This window comes from Parviterribacter multiflagellatus (genome assembly GCF_056863265.1).
In genome coordinates this window covers 406,168-423,079 of the sequence record NZ_JBXPIZ010000002.1, presented here as the reverse complement: position 1 = coordinate 423,079, position 16,912 = coordinate 406,168, and the positions used below count along the sequence as shown (strand labels likewise).

At 75.0% G+C, this 16,912-nt stretch carries 11 protein-coding genes; 5 read left to right on the top strand and 6 right to left on the bottom strand.

The genetic code is table 11. From position 1 onward, the window contains the following. Nucleotides 1–8 precede the first annotated feature (8 nt). Both AC1UE5_RS05540 and AC1UE5_RS05535 read right to left on the bottom strand, forming a co-directional pair. Complete coding sequence (locus tag AC1UE5_RS05540; protein ID WP_482921084.1) at nt 9–803, bottom strand: helix-turn-helix domain-containing protein; 795 nt, start codon at nt 801–803, stop codon at nt 9–11. A 17-nt stretch (nt 804–820) separates the two neighbouring features. Next, nucleotides 821–2,692 carry a CocE/NonD family hydrolase gene (locus AC1UE5_RS05535; protein WP_482921083.1) on the bottom strand — a complete coding sequence of 624 codons (1,872 nt, stop codon included), beginning with the start codon at nt 2,690–2,692 and terminating at the stop codon, nt 821–823. A gap of 100 nt (nt 2,693–2,792) precedes the next feature. On the opposite strand from AC1UE5_RS05535, the gene AC1UE5_RS05530 reads away from it, so the two are divergent. From AC1UE5_RS05530 to holA, 3 genes are read left to right on the top strand one after another with little or no spacing between them, the layout of a single operon-like run. Further along, nucleotides 2,793–3,479, top strand: coding sequence for a ComEA family DNA-binding protein (locus AC1UE5_RS05530; protein WP_482921082.1), 687 nt, complete (start codon nt 2,793–2,795; stop codon nt 3,477–3,479). Further along, nucleotides 3,479–6,010 (top strand): ComEC/Rec2 family competence protein, encoded by a 2,532-nt coding sequence (locus AC1UE5_RS05525; RefSeq protein ID WP_482921081.1) that lies wholly within the window; start codon nt 3,479–3,481, stop codon nt 6,008–6,010. Before AC1UE5_RS05530 ends, AC1UE5_RS05525 begins: the two co-directional genes overlap by 1 nt. 12 nt (nt 6,011–6,022) lie before the next feature. Continuing rightward, nucleotides 6,023–6,997, top strand: a complete 975-nt coding sequence (holA, locus tag AC1UE5_RS05520; RefSeq protein ID WP_482921080.1) for a DNA polymerase III subunit delta — start codon at nt 6,023–6,025, stop codon at nt 6,995–6,997. A 4-nt stretch (nt 6,998–7,001) separates the two neighbouring features. Here the strand turns inward: holA and AC1UE5_RS05515 are convergent, their stop codons facing one another. Genes AC1UE5_RS05515 through AC1UE5_RS05505 form a run of 3 tightly spaced genes read right to left on the bottom strand, consistent with a single transcriptional unit; the run spans nt 7,002 to nt 12,899 of the window. Further along, nucleotides 7,002–7,706 (bottom strand): TetR/AcrR family transcriptional regulator, encoded by a 705-nt coding sequence (locus AC1UE5_RS05515; protein WP_482921079.1) that lies wholly within the window; start codon nt 7,704–7,706, stop codon nt 7,002–7,004. Between the two features lie 10 nt (nt 7,707–7,716). Further along, the gene (locus AC1UE5_RS05510; protein ID WP_482921078.1) at nt 7,717–10,707 is read right to left on the bottom strand and encodes a hypothetical protein; all 2,991 of its coding nucleotides are present in this window, start codon (nt 10,705–10,707) and stop codon (nt 7,717–7,719) included. Between the two features lie 8 nt (nt 10,708–10,715). Next, nucleotides 10,716–12,899: a TolB family protein gene (locus AC1UE5_RS05505; protein ID WP_482921077.1), complete on the bottom strand. Its 2,184-nt coding sequence runs from the start codon at nt 12,897–12,899 to the stop codon at nt 10,716–10,718. 233 nt (nt 12,900–13,132) lie between these two features. Between AC1UE5_RS05505 and AC1UE5_RS05500 the strand changes: the two genes are divergently transcribed. After that, the gene (locus AC1UE5_RS05500) at nt 13,133–14,893 is read left to right on the top strand and encodes a S8 family peptidase (protein WP_482921076.1); all 1,761 of its coding nucleotides are present in this window, start codon (nt 13,133–13,135) and stop codon (nt 14,891–14,893) included. 111 nt (nt 14,894–15,004) lie between these two features. On the opposite strand, the gene rpsT is transcribed toward AC1UE5_RS05500, so the two are convergent. Continuing rightward, nucleotides 15,005–15,274 (bottom strand): 30S ribosomal protein S20, encoded by a 270-nt coding sequence (gene rpsT, locus AC1UE5_RS05495; protein WP_482921075.1) that lies wholly within the window; start codon nt 15,272–15,274, stop codon nt 15,005–15,007. A 76-nt stretch (nt 15,275–15,350) separates the two neighbouring features. On the opposite strand from rpsT, the gene murJ reads away from it, so the two are divergent. Beyond that, nucleotides 15,351–16,910, top strand: coding sequence for a murein biosynthesis integral membrane protein MurJ (gene murJ / locus AC1UE5_RS05490; RefSeq protein WP_482921074.1), 1,560 nt, complete (start codon nt 15,351–15,353; stop codon nt 16,908–16,910). Nucleotides 16,911–16,912 lie beyond the last annotated feature (2 nt).

Sequence of the window (16,912 nt, the reverse complement as noted above, 5' to 3'; positions counted from 1 at the left end):
GCGCGACGCTAGGCCGCGCGGGGCGGGGGGTCTTGAACGGATGGGAACGGCGGCCGCGCCGCCGCGTACGCCGCGGGCGGCGCGCCGCCCAGCGCGGTGAACTCGCGGGTCAGGTGCGCCTGGTCGGCGTAGCCGTGCTCCGCGGCCAACCGGGCGAGCGGCACCGAGCCGAGCCGCGCCCGCGCCGCCTCGAACCGGATCAGCCGCGCGGCGGTCTTCGGCGGCACCCCGATCTCCTCGCCGAACCGCTTGGCGAGGTGGCGACGCGAGCAGCCCAGCTCCGCCGCGAGCTCCTCCACGCGCAGCCGGCCCTGGCTCGCGCGCAGCAGGCCCCAGGCCCGCGCGATGTCGGCACGAAGTTGGGGGCCTTTCGTGACGGCCCTGCGCAGTTCCGCGTCGAGGATGGTGAGACGCTCACGCGCGTCATGTGCATCGTGGAGCCGCTCCTGGAGGCGCCGCGCCGCCGGCCCGAGGAGGTCCTCCAGCTCCACCGTCCGATGGCCCAGCTCCCCCGCCGGCACGCCGAGCAGCGCGCGGGCGGCGGTCGGCTCGAGGTCGAACTGCACGCCGCGGCTCGTCCCGCCGTGCCCGACCGTGACCGGGTGGGCGTACAGGCCGCCCGCGAACGAGCCGTACCGCTCGCCCTCGACCGTCCACCCGCGATCGAGGTCGACGATCACCACCAGGCTCCGGCCCGGCGCCTCGTGCATCACGCTCGGGACGCCGGGGCTGTCCTCGAAGTCGACGTAGCGGCTGACGATGCCCGTCAGCGCGGCGGACGGCTGTGCACGGGTGAGGCGCACACGTGCAGGATGTCACGTCACCCGCGGATCATCTTCGGCACGGGCAGGGGCCCGCAGTCCTTCGTGGCACAGCGCGCGCCGACCTTCGGCAGCGTGACCGACGACGGATGCTGCGGATCGGTGAGCACGGTGACCTGCCCGAGCAGCGAGCCCGCGAGCTGCGGCAGCGGCGGCGTCGCGTGCGGGAAATCGGACGGGCCGACGAGCACCTGGAGGCGGTGGCCGGCCTTGATCACGGCGTGTGTGGGGAAGACCTCGACGGGCAGCTCGGTCGGCTCGCCCGGCGTCACCGGCAGCACGGACTCGCGCGTGAACGGGTGGTACGGCTGCAGGAGCTTGCCGCGCACGAGGCGGTGACGCGTCGTGTCGTTGGCGCGGAACGAGCCCGCCAGCCAGCCCGCCGTCAGCTCCTTCGGCGTCCCGTCCGGCGCGACGTCGTTGACGCGCACGGTGACGACGGCGTCCTGTCGGGTTGTCGTGACCCAGAGGTTCGCGAGGATCGGGCCGTCGAGCGTGAGGTCGCGCGTGAGCGGCTCGGTCGTGTACGTCGCGCCGGTGGTCGCGTCGAGGCGGTTGTCGCGCGTGCACGGGATGGCGGAGCCCAGGCCGGCGGTCCACTGCGACGTCGACTGCGTGCAGATGCCCGAGAGCGGCTGCTGGACGAACGACTGCGGCGGCTCGGCGGCGCGCGGCTTCTCAGCGGCGAGCTTCCCGCCGGCGCGCAGGTGGAGCTTCTCGGGCGCCAGGCGCGGGTCGGGCCAGTTGGGCTGCGTCCCGTACTTCTCGTCGCCCCACGCGTACTGCGTCACCTTCGGGATGTCCTCGACGCGGGTGTCGATGCCCTTGAGGTAGCGGTCGAACCACCGCAGCTGGATCTGGTTCAGGCTCGCCGGCACCTCGGGCGTCGGCAGGCCCTCGCCCGCGGAGGCGCCGACGTGCGTCCACGGGCCGACGAGCAGGCGCGCGTCGACGCGCTGCTTGAGGCGCTCGTAGATCATCGGCTCGCCGCGCTGGAAGATGTCGTGGAGCCCTCCGACGACGAACGCCGGCACGTCGATCCGGTCGACGACCTCCAGCGGCGAGCGCAGCTTCCAGAACGGGCCGTCGAACGCCTGGTCGCCGCCGGTCAGCGTGCTCACGACCGTCCCGAGCTGGAAGTCGGCGGCGCCGCCGAGGTGGCTGAGGAGCGTCGTGACGCCGCGGACGAGGTCGCCGGGGTCGCCGCTCAGCGTGTTGGACGGCGGCACGAGCCCGCCCGCCGTCACGAGGCCGAGCCACAGCGGGATGAACCCGGAGTTCACCTGGCCGCCGGACATGACGATGTCGCGGTAGGCGTCGCCCATCGGGACGACCGGGAAGATCGCCTTCAGCCCAGGTGGGCGCTGGGCGGCGGTCAGCAGCTGGTTGAGACCCATGTAGGAGGGGCCGAACAGGCCGACGTTGCCGTCGCTCCACGGCTGCGACGCGGCCCACGCGGTCAGCTCGTAGCCGTCGCGCTGCTCGCGGTCGTCGAAGGATCGCCAGCTGCCGCCGGAGCCGCCCGTCCCGCGGACGTCGGCGACCACGACGACGTAGCCGCGCTCGGCGAAGTACGAGCTGCCGCCGAACGCGCCGGTCGCGACGAGCGCCTTGTTGTACGGCGTCTGCTGGAGCAGGACCGGGTGGCGACCGGGCGTGTCGGGCCGGGTGACGTCGGCGAGGAGGACCGTGCCGTCGCTCATCGTCACCTTGACGTCGCGCTCGGTGATCGTCCCGTTCTGGGGCGGGCGGTCGTAGGGCGTCCAGGAGGGTGTCGCCGCGGCCGCCGTCCCGCTCGCCACGGCGCCGGCGAAGAGCGCCGCCGCGGACACCACGAGGCACGCGAACGCGCGCCGGCACGACCAAGCCATCCCGTTCCCCCCTGCGTGGACCCCTGCTGGCGCAGAACGTACAGAGAACCGGTGCGTTGCGTCGCAGTTCCTCCGCAGTTGCCCGCGTACGGTCGCGCCGGTGACTCGTGGACAGGCGATCCTCTACGGCGCCGTCGTCGTCGCGGTGGTGCTCCTCGGCGCGCGCTACCTGCGCGATGCGCCCGCGCCCGCTCCGTCGCCCGCGGCGGGGGAGGAGGAGCGCCCGCCCGGTGGTGCGTCCGCCGTCGAGACGACCCCTGCCGGCGACGTCACCGTCCACGTGGCCGGGGCGGTTCGGCACGCGGGCGTGTACCGGCTGAAGGCGGGGGAGCGGATCGACGACGCGATCCGGCGCGCCGGCGGGGCGACCGCGCGGGCGGACCTCGGGGCGGTGAACCTCGCGGCGAAGGTGGAGGACGGGCGGCAGATCCTCGTGCCCGAGCGGCCGCGCGGGGGAGCGGGGGCGGCCGGCGCGGCCGCGGCGGGTGGCCCGGGCGGCGCTGGCGGCACGGCGGCGGCGGGTGGCGCCACCGGGGCCGGGGCGGGCGGTGCCGAGGCCGCGGGCGGTGCGGTCGGAGCGGGCGCGGCAGGCGGCGTCCCGCTCGACCTCAACACGGCCACGCTCGAGCAGCTCGACACGCTCCCCGGCGTCGGCCCCGCGACGGCGCAGAAGATCCTCGCCTACCGCGAGGAGCGGGGCGGGTTCGGGTCGGTGGAGGAGCTCGGGCAGGTCCCGGGCATCGGCGAGAAGCGGCTCGCGACGCTGCGCGAGCTCGTGCGGGTCTGATGGCGCGGCTGCCCTTCGCGCGCGAGACCGCGCCGCGGCTGACGCTTCCGGCGTTGCCCCGCACGGCGCGCTTCCGGCCGCTCGCCGCGCTGCTCGACGGGCCGCGCGAGCGCCTCCCGGAGCGGTTCGGCGCGCTGTGCGGCCTGTATCCCGTCCACCTCGCGCTGGCGGCGCTCTCCGTCGGGCTCCTCGCCGGCCCGCGCGCCCCGCTCGTCGTGGCGGCGGTGGCCGCGCTCGGGCTCGCGGGCGCGGCCGCGGCGCTCCGGGGCCACGCCGTCCTCGCGCTGCCGCGGCCGCTGTCCGAGCCGCCGGACCTGCCCGGTCTGCCATCGCTCGACCCGCCGCCGGCGACCCTCGTGCCGGCCGCCCGGGCCGCGATCGCCGGGGCGGGCATCGCGCTCGCCGCGGTCGCCGGCGCCGCGGTCGCGCACGAACGGCTCCGGGCCCTCGACGCGAGCGCGCTCAGGCCGCCGGGGGACGCCCGGGTCGCCGGCTTCGTCGCCGACGCGCCGCGCACCCGCGCGCGGGGGACGCGCGTCGTGCTCGTCCGGCTGACCGCGCCCGAGGAGGGCAACGGCGAGACGGTCCTCGTGCGGGCGCCCGCGCGGGTCGACCTGCCGGAGCTGCGCGCCGGCGACGAGGTGCGCGTCGAGGGACGGCTGCGGGAGCTGACGGACTGGGAGGCGTTCGAGCGCCGCCGGGGTGTGCACGCGGTCGTCGAGGCAGAGCGGGTCGTCCGCACCGGCGCGACCCGCGGCGCGCCGCTCGACACGGTGCGCCGGCGGGCGGAGGATGCGCTGGGCCGCGGCCTGCCGCCCGAGCAGGCGGCGCTCGCGCGCGGGATGGTCCTCGGGCAGGACGGCGCCCTGCCCGAGGACCTGCGGGACGCGCTGCGCGACGCGGGCCTCGCGCACCTCGTCGCTGCGAGCGGCCAGAACGTGATGCTCCTCGCCGCACTCGTGCTCGGCCTCCTCGGCGCGGCCGGGGTGCCGCTCCGCCCGCGCCTGGCCGTCGCGCTCGTCGCGGTCCTCCTCTACGTCCCGCTCGCGGGCGCCGGCCCGTCGATCCAGCGCGCAGGCGTCATGGGCGCCGCGGGTCTCGTCGCGGCCCTCGCCTCGCGGTCCTCCTCCCGCGTCCACGCGCTGCTCCTCGCCGCCGTCGCGACCCTCGTCCTCAACCCCCGCGCGGCGGAGGATCCCGGCTGGCAGCTCTCGTTCGCCGCGGTCATCGCCATCCTCGCGCTCCACCAACCCCTTCGGCGGTGGCTCGCGGGGGAGGAGGACGGCGGCGCGCCGACGGCGGGACACGCGAGCGCCGAGGGCGACTCCGTGCCCCCGCGCCGCGGGCTCCCGGGGCCGCTGGCGGAGGCGGTCGCGCTCACCGTCGCGGCGACGATCGGGACGGCACCGCTGCTGAGCCTGCACTTCGGCGAGGTGTCGCTGGTGTCGCTTCCCGCGAACGTGCTCGCGGTGCCGGCGGTCGCGCCGGTGATGTGGCTCGGGACGCTCGCGGGGGTCCTCGGCGGGCCGGCGGCCGAGGTCCTCAACCAGCTCGCCGCCTACCCGCTCGCGTACCTCGCGTGGCTGGGGCGCAGCGCGGCGACGCTCCCGTACGCCAGCGTGGGCGCGGCGCTGCCCGGGGCGCTCGCCGCGGCCGCGACCTACGCGCTCCTCGCCGCGCTCCTCCTCGTCCTCCGCCGCTGCCGCCCGCGCCTGAGCCTCCACACGCTCGTGCCCGCGGTCCTGCTCGCCGCCGCGCTCCTGCTCCTCCTCGCGCCCCGGCCGCCGGGCCCGCCGCAAGGCCCGACGCTGTCGCTGCTCGACGTCGGCCAGGGCGACGCGGCGCTCGTCCAGGACGGCGACCGCGCGATCCTCTTCGACACCGGCCCACCGGGCGCGCCGCTGGTCAAGGAGCTGCGCGCCGCCGGCCTCACGAAGCTCGACACCGTGGTGATCACGCACTCGTCCGCCGACCACGAGGGCGGCCTGCCGGCGCTCCTCGACGCGATGCCCGTCGGGCTCGTCGTGGACGGCCGGGGCCCGGGCCGCGAGCACGGCGGGGAGGGCGGCGGCGCGCGGTTCGAGGGCCTCCCGCCGTCCCAGCCGCGCACGATCCCCGAGCGCGGGCAGCGCCTGCGCGCCGGACGCATCACGGTCGACATCCTGTGGCCGCCGCCCGCCGAGACGCGCCATGGCGACCCCAACGCCACGGCCACCGTCGCGCTCGTCCGCGCGCCCGGCGCGACGGCTCTGCTCACCGCCGACGCCGAGTCGCCCGTGACGCTTCCGCTCGACCTTCCGCGCGTGGACGTCCTGAAGGTCGCCCACCACGGCTCAGAGGACCCCGGCCTGCCCGCGCTGCTCGACCGCCTCAAGCCCCGCACCGCGCTCATCCCGGTCGGCGAGAACACGTACGGGCACCCCGACCCGAAGACGCTGCGCGCGCTCGAGGAGAGCGGGGCGGAGGTCCGCCGGACCGACCGCGACGGGACGGTCCGCGTGCCGCTCGGCGACGACCGCCCCGCGAAGTAGCCTGACCTCCCGATGCCGCCCGCCTGGAAGCCCGCCTACCTCATCCACGGCGACGACCACGGCCGGATCGCCGAGCGCCGTGCGCGGCTGCGCGCGATGGCCGAGAACGAGTCCGGCGCGAACGGGGCCGAGCTGCTCGAAGGCGACGACGCGACGCCCGAGGCCGCCGCAGCCGCGCTGAGCGCGATGACGTTCGCGATCGGCCGCCGGTTCGTGATCGTCGACGGCGTCGAGAAGTGGAAGGAGGCGGAGGTCAAGCAGCACCTGACGCCGCTGCTGAAGGACCTCGCGCCCGACACGACCGTCTCGTTCTTCGGCCGCGAGGAAGGCCGCTTCAAGGTCCCCAAGGCGCTGATCGACGCGGTCAAGTCCGCGGGCGGCGACATCAGCTCCGAGCAGACCCTGAAGGCGCGCGAGCTGCCCCGGTGGGTGCAGGCGCAGGCGCAGAAGCTCGGCGTCCAGATCGACAACACCGCCGCGCAGGCGCTCGTCTCCGCGGTGGGGGAGCGCCAGCAGCGCCTGCTCCGCGAGCTGGAGAAGCTCGCGCTCGAGCACGGCCGTGGCGCGAGCATCGGCATCGAGGAGGTCGAGGCCGTCGCCGCGCACTCCGCCGAGCGCCAGGTGTGGTCGCTCGTGGACGCGCTCGTCGCCCGCGACCGCGAGGCCGCGACCCGCTGGTACGTCGAGCTCCGCGCGCAGGGCGAGTCGCTCGCCCGGCTGGTCCCGCTGATGGCGCGGCGCATCCGCGACGTGCTGGGGATCGCGGAGCGGATCGAGGCCGGCGAGCCGCTCGGCAAGATCAAGCCGACGCTGAAGATGAGCCCGTTCGCCGCCGATCGCCGCATCGCGGAGGCGCGCAAGGCCGACGTCGACGACCTGCGCCGCGCCCTGATCGCCCTCGCCGACCTGGAGCTGGCGAGCCGCGGCGGGCAGGAGCTGGAGGAGGACACGCTGGCCCTCCGGACGATCGACCTGATCGCGGCGTAGACCGCTACCGCTCGAGGAAGAGCGTCAGCGCGGTCTCGACCAGGTCGTCCTCGAGTTCGACGAGCCGGTCGCCCTCGCCGCGCAGGATGCGCGCGTAGACCGCCTCGTACATGCCGCCGACGAACAGCTCCGGCGCCAGCGCCGGAGTCACCGCGCGGCGCGCCGGCGCCTCGGCGAGCCCTTCCGTGATCACCTGCGCGAACGCGCGCATCACCTGGTCGCGCCGCGCGAGCGCACGCGGCCCGGCCGCGACGACCTCGACGATGCACATGCGCGTGAACGCGGGCTCGGCCTGCAGCGTCTCGAGGAACGACCGGATGCCGATGCGCATCCGCTCCTCCCACGGCAGCCCGAGCGACGCCACCAGCGCCTCGCGCACCCGCGAGAAGAGGATCGCCGAGACCGTGTCGTAGGTCGCGAGGAAGCACGTCTCCTTGTCGGAGAACAGCTCGTAGAACGTCGTGCGCGACACGCCGGCGCGCGAGGTGATGTCCGCGATCCGCGTCCCCGCGAACCCCTGCGCGGCGAACGCCTGGCCCGCGCCGTCCAGCAGCCGCTCGCGCTGGTCGCTGACCACGAACGCGCGCGGGAGTCCGTGCCTGCCCGACGGCAGCCGGCGCCCGCTCAGGGGCGCCGGCTGCCCAGGATCCCCCTCGCCACCCGTGTCGAAGACGGGCGGCGAGACGGGAGATCCAGGGGAGTCGGGCATCAGCTCAAGCTCAGCGCCGGCGCGTCGCCGCCTTCAGCTTGACCTGGACGGTCGTCGAGGCGGACGGGCCGGAGGTGGGAACGTACCCCACGCGCACCGCACCCGTGTAGCGCCGGGACGCCCGGAGCTTGCGCTGCCCGGCCTTCGACAGCTGCACGCGCACCGTCACGGTGCCCGCCTTCGTGACCTTCTTCGTGGCCCGCCGCAGGCGGCTGCCCGTCACGGTCACGCGGCCGGCGCCGCGGACGCGCACGCCCAGGACGAGCGTCGAGCCCGACAGCCGCCGCGACGTCACCGCCGGCCGCCTGGCCGCCGCCTCGGCCCGCTTCTGCGCCGCCGTGCACGCGACCTTCACCGGCACCTTCGAGGTGCGCCGCGCGTTGTTCTGGCCGACGGCCACGGCGTCGAGCCGCAGGCCGCTGCACGGCAGCGCCGCCGCCGTCTGGAGCACGGCGTTACCCGTGGCGGGCAGCGAGAGGTCGAACGACGCGATCGGCACGTCCGGGATCGACGCGAACGTCGTCCGCAGCCGCCCGTCGAGCAGCGCCACGTCGCCCATGAGCGGGAGCGTGATGCCCGAGCCGCGCAGCTGCGCGACCAGCCGCGGCAGCGGCTGGCCGGCGTCGACCAGGAACACCGGCCCGCGCAGCGGCGCGGCGAGCACCGGCGTCGACGCGGTCGCGGTGCCGACCTGCGCGGCGGCGGGGCACTGGTCCGCCGCGGCCTGCGCGGCGGAGCACAGCGTCCCGAGCGCCGCGAGCCGGACGGCCAGCTGCCTGGGGACGTCGACCTGGACGGAGCGCAGGTTCGCCTGGCCGGCCTTCTGCCCGACGTGGACCGTCAGGCCCGCCGGCTTGCCCTTGCCGCCGCGCGTCGCGGTGGCGCTCATCGTCGGGGCGAGCGGCAGCGCCGCGCACCCGGCGACCTGGAAGCGGCTCGCCTGCTCCACCGACGTGCCGCCGGCGGACTTGAGCGTCGCGCCGACTTCCATCGGGTCGCAGCTGGTCGGGTTGAGCATGAAGCCGTCCCGGTCGAGCGTCAGCGCGATCGAGCGCAGGCGCAGCGGGATGCCGCCGAGCATCTGCGGGAGCGGGTCGGTCTCGACCGTGATCCGGCTGTCGGCGCCGACGCGGATCGCGGAGCGGACGACGATCGTCCCGAAGTCGAGCGGCCCGGCGACCGCGCGGACGGTCAGGGCGAGCCCGAACGGCGCGCCGCCGTAGCCCTCGGTCAGGTACGCGTCACCGCCCAGGTGCAGCGGGGCAGAGCCCGCGCCCGCGCCGACGGTCACGCTGCCCACGCGGCTCGCCGCGGGGCACGCGCCCGCCGCCGCGGCACCCGCGCCGCACAGCGGCACCGAGCCGATGTTCGCCATCAGACCCTGCGGCAGCCGCACCGACGCGATCTGCCCGAGCGCGGCCGTCCGGTCGTCACGACGCAGCTGCATCGTGAAGCCGGTGCCCTTGCCCGCGGCCGCGGTGGTGGTGCCCGCGACGAACTGCGGCGCGAACGGCTGGGCGCCGCAGCCCTCCCACGTCACCTTCGACGTGGCGCCCAGCACGGACGGCGTCAGCGGCGCGCCCCACGGGATGAGGTCCGCGGTCGTCGACCCGGTCGCGTCGGCGCAGGCCGCCGGGGTCGCGAGCGCCGCGCGCGGCCCGCCGTCGAACCGCAGGCGGAAGCGGCTGAACGGCAGCTCCGGGTTGTCGGCGAAGGTCGCCGTCAGCCGGCCGGTGCGCTGGTCGACCGCGACGTCGCCGACGAGCTTGAGCCGCACGCCCGCGGTCGCCGCGTCGATGTACAGCGGGTACGAGCCGGCGCGCGCGTCCGCCGGCCCGAGCCACACGGGCCCGGTGAGCGGGTTGGGCACGAGCGGCGAGGTGATCTCGACCGACCCGAGCGTCGCGCCGTCCGGGCACGCCGCGGGCTCCTTCGCGTGCTCCGCGAACTGCGCGGGGGTGCACGTCCGCAGCCCGTCCGCGACGCCGGGCGAGAGCGTCAGGCCCTCAGGGAGCGTCACGACGGCCTTCCGCAGATCGCCGGCGGCCTGGTCGTCGGGATCGCTGTTCTGCGGGACGTTCACGTCGACCGTCAGCCCGGTGGGGGAGTCGGTCCGGGTGGTGTCAGGCGTGACGCCGATCGACGCGTCGAACGGCACCGTCTCGCAGCCGGTCGGGGCCGGCGTGGTCGCCTCCGCCGTCGCGACCTGCGCGGGCTCGCCCCACGTGGAGACCCGCAGTCGCGAGACCAGGGGCCCGGAGGGGCAGCTGGTCGGCGCGCGCATGAAGGGGCGCTGGGGCGCCGTGGACGGACACTCGCGGTCCACCGGCTCGTTCTGATCGGCGCAGACGCCGCGATCACGGTCGTGCGCCGGGCTGGCCGGGACGCCCCACAGCGTGAGCGTGGTGCCGTAGAGACGAGCCGCGCGGTTCAGCCCGGTGATCGTCGCGGTGAGCCCGTAGTCGCCGCCCGTCCGGATGCTCGTATGGATCACGACGCGCGGCGCGAGGATCGCGAAGCCGAACGACGCAGGGTCACCGGCCTCGGGGGGCACGTTGAAGACCGGGATCTCGTACTGCTCGCGTCCGAGCTCGCCAGGCGACAGGCCGATGTCCAGCACCGCCATCCCGACCTGCGTCTCGCCCGGGCACTCGGTGAGCAGGCTCCCAGCGCCGAACTTGTCGAGCGGGCAGAACGGCGTCGCGCTCGGATCCCCGACGAGGCCCGGCGGCAGCTCGACCTGCACCTCTCGCGCGAATCCGGAGGGCAGGACGTAGCCCTCGTCGGGCGCCGGAACCGTCGTGAAGCTGAACGCGGTCGTGACGTCCGGGTGGCCGCCCGCGCGCGTGTCCGCGGTGGCGGTGGCGGTGAACTCCTCGATCTCGAACGCCGCGCCGGCGGGCGCGGCTGCGAGGCACGGGGCAGCGAGCGCCAGCACGGCGGCGAGCACCGCCCGCTTCAGGGCGCGCGTGGTCATGTACCGCTCCTTGGTCGTGGTCATCGCGGCGTTCACCGGGACGCCTTCTCGTGCGTGCGCAGGACGACGGTCGCCGTCGACCTGCGCGAAGTGGCGGTGCTCGTGGCGGAGAGCCGCACCGAGAGCCGGCCACGCCCGCGCAGCGTGCGCCGCGCCTTCGCCGACAGCCGCAGGGTCACGGAGGCGGTGCCCGCCTTGCGCAGCGTCGCACTGCCGGTGGCGACCGTCATGCGCTTGCCGCCGATCGTCGCGGAGGCGACGACCCGGACGCGCCCTGCCGCGCCGAGCGTGACCTTCACACGCACGCGCCCGGTCCGAGCCCAGCGCGCCAGCGCGGTCTTGCTCAGCTTGGCCGTGACGAGCCTCGGCGCGGTCGCGGCAGGCGGGTCAGCGGGCACGGGCGGGTTCCCCGGACCGGCATGCGACGCCGACGCCGCGCCGGGCGCGTTCGGTGCGGCTGACCGGGGCCCGTGGCAGGCCTCGCCCTGACACCGCTCGGGCTTTCCGGCGACCGGGAACCCGCCGCCGGGGCGCAGCGCGTAGACGTCGATGTAGCCCGGGTCGGTGTCCTGGGGCACGAGCGACGAGGCCGTGCGGAAGAACACCGTGGAGCCGTCGCCGCTGTTGTCGATGTAGTGCGCGTCCTCCGCGGTCCCGGGTGTGAGCAGCCGCGCCGCGTCGCCGTCCCACGAGTAGACGTCGAACTTCTCGTCGGTGTCGTCGGCGGTCAGCGGCTCGTCCGTCTCGAAGAGGACCTGCGCCCCGTCGTCGGTGTAGCTCCGCGGGTTGAGGTAGAGGCTCGGGCCCATGCCCGGCCAACGGTCGACGATCGACCCTTCGCCGGTGGTCGGCGAACCGTCCTGGTGGCAGGAGAGGCAGACGAGGTCGTCGGCGCCGGCGTCGTACTCGTACACCTGCGGCTTGAAGCCCGGGGTCGGGTAGCCGGCCACGTCGGCGGCGCTGAGGAAGAGCAGCCGCGAGCCGTCTGGTGAGAACTTCGCCGGGTGCACCCGCTCACCCTCGGTGCGCCACAGGTTGCCGTCGTCGCCCGGGAGCTCCATCACGAACCCGAGACCCTCTGGGCCGGCGACGTAGAGGTTGTACCGGTCATCCGTCGCGTCGGGCGTCAACGCGCCACGGGCGACGAACGCGACGCGTCGGCCGTCACGCGACGCTGCCACGACGTCCTCGAAGTTCACCGCGCCGGACGCACCGGTGCTGACGAAGGTCAGCTTCCCGGTCTCCACGTCGTACCGGTAGAGGCCACCGCCGGCCGTCGCCTCGTCGGTCAGCTGGTCGGGGCTGGAGAGGTACACGGTGGAGCCGTCGGCCGAGAGGCTGTGGAACCGGGCACCGGTCGGTGCGGGCTGGCCGTTCCCAGGACCCGCGGCCTGCGACCACGACAGCGGGCGGGTCGGGCGCCCCTCCTCCCACAGGTACACCTGCGCCGGCGCGTCCATCGTCGTGAACGCGATCCGCTTGCCGTCGGCCGAGACGGCGTGCTCGGCCGGCGAGCCGCCCTCCCCGCCCGGATCGTCCCACGCCACCCCGCTGCCGGTCGTCGCGTTCGGCGCGGGCGTGCCGTCAGGCAGCACGCTCACCAACCGGATCGCGCCGCCGGACCACGCGTACACGTTGCGGGTCCACGCCGAGCCTCCCGTGGCGAGCGGCTTCTCGGAGTCGAACACGACGACCCGGCCGTCCGTCGAGCGGCCCGTGTACGCCGAGCCCTGGAACGCGTCCCAGTCGACCAGCCCGGAGGGTCCGGACAGCCACTGCGCTGACGTGGCGTCGCCGACGTAGACGTCGCCGCTGAAGTCGGTCGTGTCGCCCTCGGCGAGCCGCGCGAACCAGCCGCCGTAGAAGGTCGTCAGGTCGTTCGAGAGGTCGGAGGGGAACGAGGCGTCGACGACGACCGGCGCGGCTCGGCGGATCGGCGGCGAGATGGACGTCGTCCGCCAGCCGTCCGGGGTGCGGCGGGCGACGTAGGCGCGGTTGGCGAAGACGACACCGGGCTGCCCCGGCACGGGGGCCGAGGTCGTGTACGCCACGGCCGAGCCGTCGGCGGTCGCGCGCGAGCCGGCCTGGACGTCGTTGCCGTGCTTCGCGGCGGGCGACACCAGCTCGTACGCGCGGTCCGCCGCGCTGGCGGGCGCGGCGGTGGCGAGGGCGGCCGCGGCGGCGACCAGCCCGACGCCTGCTCTGGGGTGGAGCAAGACCCTCTCTCCTGTCTGTCTTGGGGTGGTTTCGGCGGCCTCCCAGCGCCGGGACAGGCGTGAACCATATACGCATCCGTACACGAGGTACTAATCCGTTTCTCAGGTGTCCGATCGACGTTGGTCGGACCGGAATCTGGGGCTTTGGTCGAGCGCGCCCCGCGGGCCATCGCAGTTGTGCGCGTGCTGACCAGCGCGCTCAAGCTCCTCGCTCAGCCGTCGATGCTGCGGGGGTGCCTTCGTTCCCCCGGGCCGCTCTTCTCGCGCTGATCGCTGCGCTGGTGCTCGCCGCGCCGGCCGTCGCCGACGACCAGGTCGTCGTGCTGGAGGAGGGTGCCGAGTCCGTCGCCGCCCAGACCGCCGAGCTGGAGCAGGAGGTCGGGTTCGCCGCCGAGCAGCGCTACGACGACGTGCTCGACGGGTTCGCCGCCGACCTGACGCCCGAGCAGGTGGCCGAGCTGGAGGCGCAGCCCGAGGTCGCCGCGGTCGTGCCCGACCGGCCGGTCCGCATCGCGGGCGCGCAGAGCTCTGCCGCGTGGTCGACCGTCCCGCCCGGCGTGCGGCGCGTCACCAGCGGCGCGGCCGGTGAGGTCCGCGGGGCCGCCACCGGCGCCGTCGCGGTCGTCGACACCGGCGTCGACCTCGACCATCCCGACCTCAACGTCGTCGGCGGCTACGACTGCGTGGGCCGCGACGCCGTCGCCGACGACGGCCACGGGCACGGCACGCACGTCGCGGGCATCATCGGCGCGCGCAACAACACCTTCGGCGTCACCGGCGTCGCGCCCGGGACGCGGATCGTCGCCATCCGCGTGCTCGACAGCAGCGGCAACGGCTCGCTGAGCACCGTGGTCTGCGGCCTGGAGAAGGTGCGCGAGCTCGCGCCCTCACTCGGCATCACGGTCGTCAACCTCAGCCTCGGCGGCGGCGCCACCGACTCGACCTGCACGAGCGATCCCGAGCACCAGGCGCTGTGCCGCCTGGCCTCCGCGGGCATCGTCCCGGTCGTCGCCGCGGGCAACGAGTCGGCCGACGTCGCGGCGCTGCCGACCGGCTACGACCGCCTCTGCCCGGGCTACATGTCGACCTGCCGCTCGGCCCCCGCGGTCTACCCGGAGGTCCTCACGGTCGCGGCGATGACCGAGACGGACGGCCTGCCAGGCGCGCTCGGCTCCTCCTGCGCCGGCATGCGCGACGGCAGCGCGGCCACCGGCTACAGCAACTTCGCGACGCGCGCCGAGGACGCGGCCCACCTGGTCGCCGCGCCGGGCACGTGCGTGCGCTCGACCTACCTGCGCGGCGGCTACACGTCGATGAGCGGCACGAGCATGGCGACGCCGCACGTCGCGGGCCTCGTCGCGCTGTGCGACGGCGAGGGTGGGGGAGCCGGCCCGTGCGCCGCGCTCTCGACGCCCCAGGTGATCGAGCGGATGCGGCTGACCGCCGACGCCGCCGGCTTCAACGGCGTCAACGGCCGCCAGTACGGGCCGCTCGCGCGCTACTCGGAGGCGCCGGTCGAGCTGACCGCGGGCGGCGGCCCGGTGGGGGCCGACCCGCAGACGTCCACGGGCGAGCCCGGCGGCACGCCCGCTCCGGTCGCCACGCCCACGCCGGCCCCCGCGCCCGCGCCGGCTCCCGCGCCGGCCCCGGCTCCCGCGCCCGTCACCGCGGCGCCCTCGACCGGCTCGCCGGTGCGCGTCACGCTCTCCGCCTCCCGCACCACGCTCACCACGCTGCGCCGCAGCGGCCTGCGCGTCCGCATCCGCGCGACCGAGGCGGTCCGCGGCACGCTGCGTCTCACGGTCTCCCGCGCGGTCGCCCGCAAGCTGCGCCTGCGCTCCACGACGCTGGCCCGCGTCGGTGTCACCAAGGCCGGCACGGTCCGCCTGCGCGTCTCGCGCAAGACCGCGTCCGCGCTGCGCCGCGCGCGGGGGAGCGTGACGGCGACGTTGTCGCTCGGCACGACGAAGACGCGCATCACGTTCCGCCGCTAGAACCGCGCGCGCCACACCGGCCGTTGGCGCGTGCCTGGCGCAGAACGACGAAACGCCCGCTCTGGCGAGCGGGCGTGGACGCGACCTGCGAGCTGAGCCGGAGGCTCGGAGCTAGGCGGTCGGGGCGCCCTTGCGGACGCGAGCGGCGCGCGACTTCTTGCGCGAGCCGGTGTTGCGGTGAAGCGCGCCGCGCTTGACGGCCTTGTCGATCGTCGAGGTCAGGGTCTTGAACTCGGCGTCGGCAGCGGCGTCGTCCCCAGCGGCGACAGCGGTCTCGAGACGACGGAAGTACGTCTTGATCGCCGAGGTGTAGCGGCGGTTCTCGAGGCGCTCGCGCTCGGAGCGGGCGTTGCGCTTGATCTGCGAAGCGATGTTGGCCATAAGTCGACGGGCAAGGATAGCGGGAGAAGGCAACCTGCCCGGAATCCGCACACGCGCCGAGTAAGTTCCTCCGGCCTTGGCACGCATCGCCCGGAACACGGTGATCTTCAGCGTCGCGACCGGGCTGAGCCGCATCGCCGGCCTCGCGCGGGAGATCGTGGCGTCCTCGTACTTCGGGACGAGCGGCCCGTTCTCCGCGTTCACGATCGCCTTCCAGGTCCCGAACCTGCTGCGCAGCCTGTTCGCCGACGCCGCGCTGTCGGCCGCGTTCGTGCCCGTCTTCACCGAGCTGCTCGAGCACGGCCGCCGCAAGGACGCGTTCAAGCTCGCGTCCACGCTGTTCTTCCTCATCGTCGCCGTGCTCGGCTCCATCAGCGCGCTGTTCGTCGTCATCGCGCCGCAGGTCATGCCGCTCTTCACCGGCGACGAGTTCTCCGACCAGCTCGACCACCTCACCAGCGGCCTCGCGCAGGTGATGTTCCCGATCGTCGTGATGCTCGGCGTCAACGGCCTCCTCGTCGGGATCCTCAACGCGTACGACCACTTCACGATCCCGGCGCTCAGCCCGGTCGTGTGGAACCTGATCATCCTCGCGTTCCTCGTCGGCGCGCGCGGCTGGTTCGACGAGGAGAAGCAGCTCTACGCCTACGCGGTCGGCGTGCTGGTCGGCACCGCGGTCCAGCTGCTGATGGCGATCCCGGTGCTCGCGCGGCTCGGCTTCAAGATCACGCTGAGCTTCGACCTCAGGGACCCGCGCGTGAAGCAGGTCCTGACGCTGATGCTGCCGGTGACGATCGGCCTCGGCCTCATCAACTTCAACCTGCTCATCAACAGCTCGCTCGGCTCGCTCGTGTCCGACGAGGCCCCAAGAGCGATCGACGCCGCGTTCCGCATCTACATGCTCCCGCAGGGCATCTTCAGCGTCGCGATCGCGACCGTCCTGTTCCCGGCGCTCTCCCGCTTCGCCGCCCGCCGCGACTACGCCGGGCTCCGCGCCCTCAACGCGACCGGCACGCGCCAGATCTGCCTGCTGCTGATCCCGGCCGCGGCGTGCATCCTCGTGCTGGCCGAGCCGATCACGCGCCTGATCTACGAGCACGGCGAGTTCGGCCCGGACGAGACCGAGCTCGTCACGAGCGCGCTCGTCTGGTTCAGCTTCAGCCTCCCGTTCAACGGCGTCAGCCTGCTGCTCACGCGCACGTTCTTCAGCCTCCAGCGCCCGTGGATCACCACCGCGCTGAGCCTCGCCAGCCTGCTCGTCAACGCGGCGGTCTCGATCGCGCTGTACAAGCCGTTCGGGATCCCCGGCATCGTGCTCGGCACGGTCGTGTCGACCGCGGTCACCACCGGCCTGCAGGCCTACTACCTGCGCAAGGAGCTGCACGGGAGCCTCGAGCTCGGCGCCACCAGCCGCGCGGTCGCGAAGATGCTGCTCGGCGCCGCCGTCCTGGCGATCGTGTCGTTCTGCTTCCACGACGTGCTGGCCGACGCGCTCGGCGACAGCCTCCTCGGCCAGGCGCTCGCGGTGAGCATCGCGATCGCGCTCGGGGTGCTCGGCTACGGCATGACCGTCGTCGGGCTGCGCGTCCCCGAGGCGGACCTCATCTGGAACCGCATCCGCGCGCTCCTATCCTGACC

Bases quoted from the DNA above. Each gene is read 5' to 3' on its own strand.
- AC1UE5_RS05510 (WP_482921078.1), bottom strand. From the start codon at position 10,707: ATGACCACGACCAAGGAGCGGTACATGACCACGCGCGCCCTGAAGCGG.
- holA (WP_482921080.1), top strand. From the start codon at position 6,023: ATGCCGCCCGCCTGGAAGCCCGCCTACCTCATCCACGGCGACGACCAC.
- rpsT (WP_482921075.1), bottom strand. From the start codon at position 15,274: ATGGCCAACATCGCTTCGCAGATCAAGCGCAACGCCCGCTCCGAGCGC.
- AC1UE5_RS05515 (WP_482921079.1), bottom strand. From the start codon at position 7,706: ATGCCCGACTCCCCTGGATCTCCCGTCTCGCCGCCCGTCTTCGACACG.
- AC1UE5_RS05535 (WP_482921083.1), bottom strand. From the start codon at position 2,692: ATGGCTTGGTCGTGCCGGCGCGCGTTCGCGTGCCTCGTGGTGTCCGCG.
- AC1UE5_RS05525 (WP_482921081.1), top strand. From the start codon at position 3,479: ATGGCGCGGCTGCCCTTCGCGCGCGAGACCGCGCCGCGGCTGACGCTT.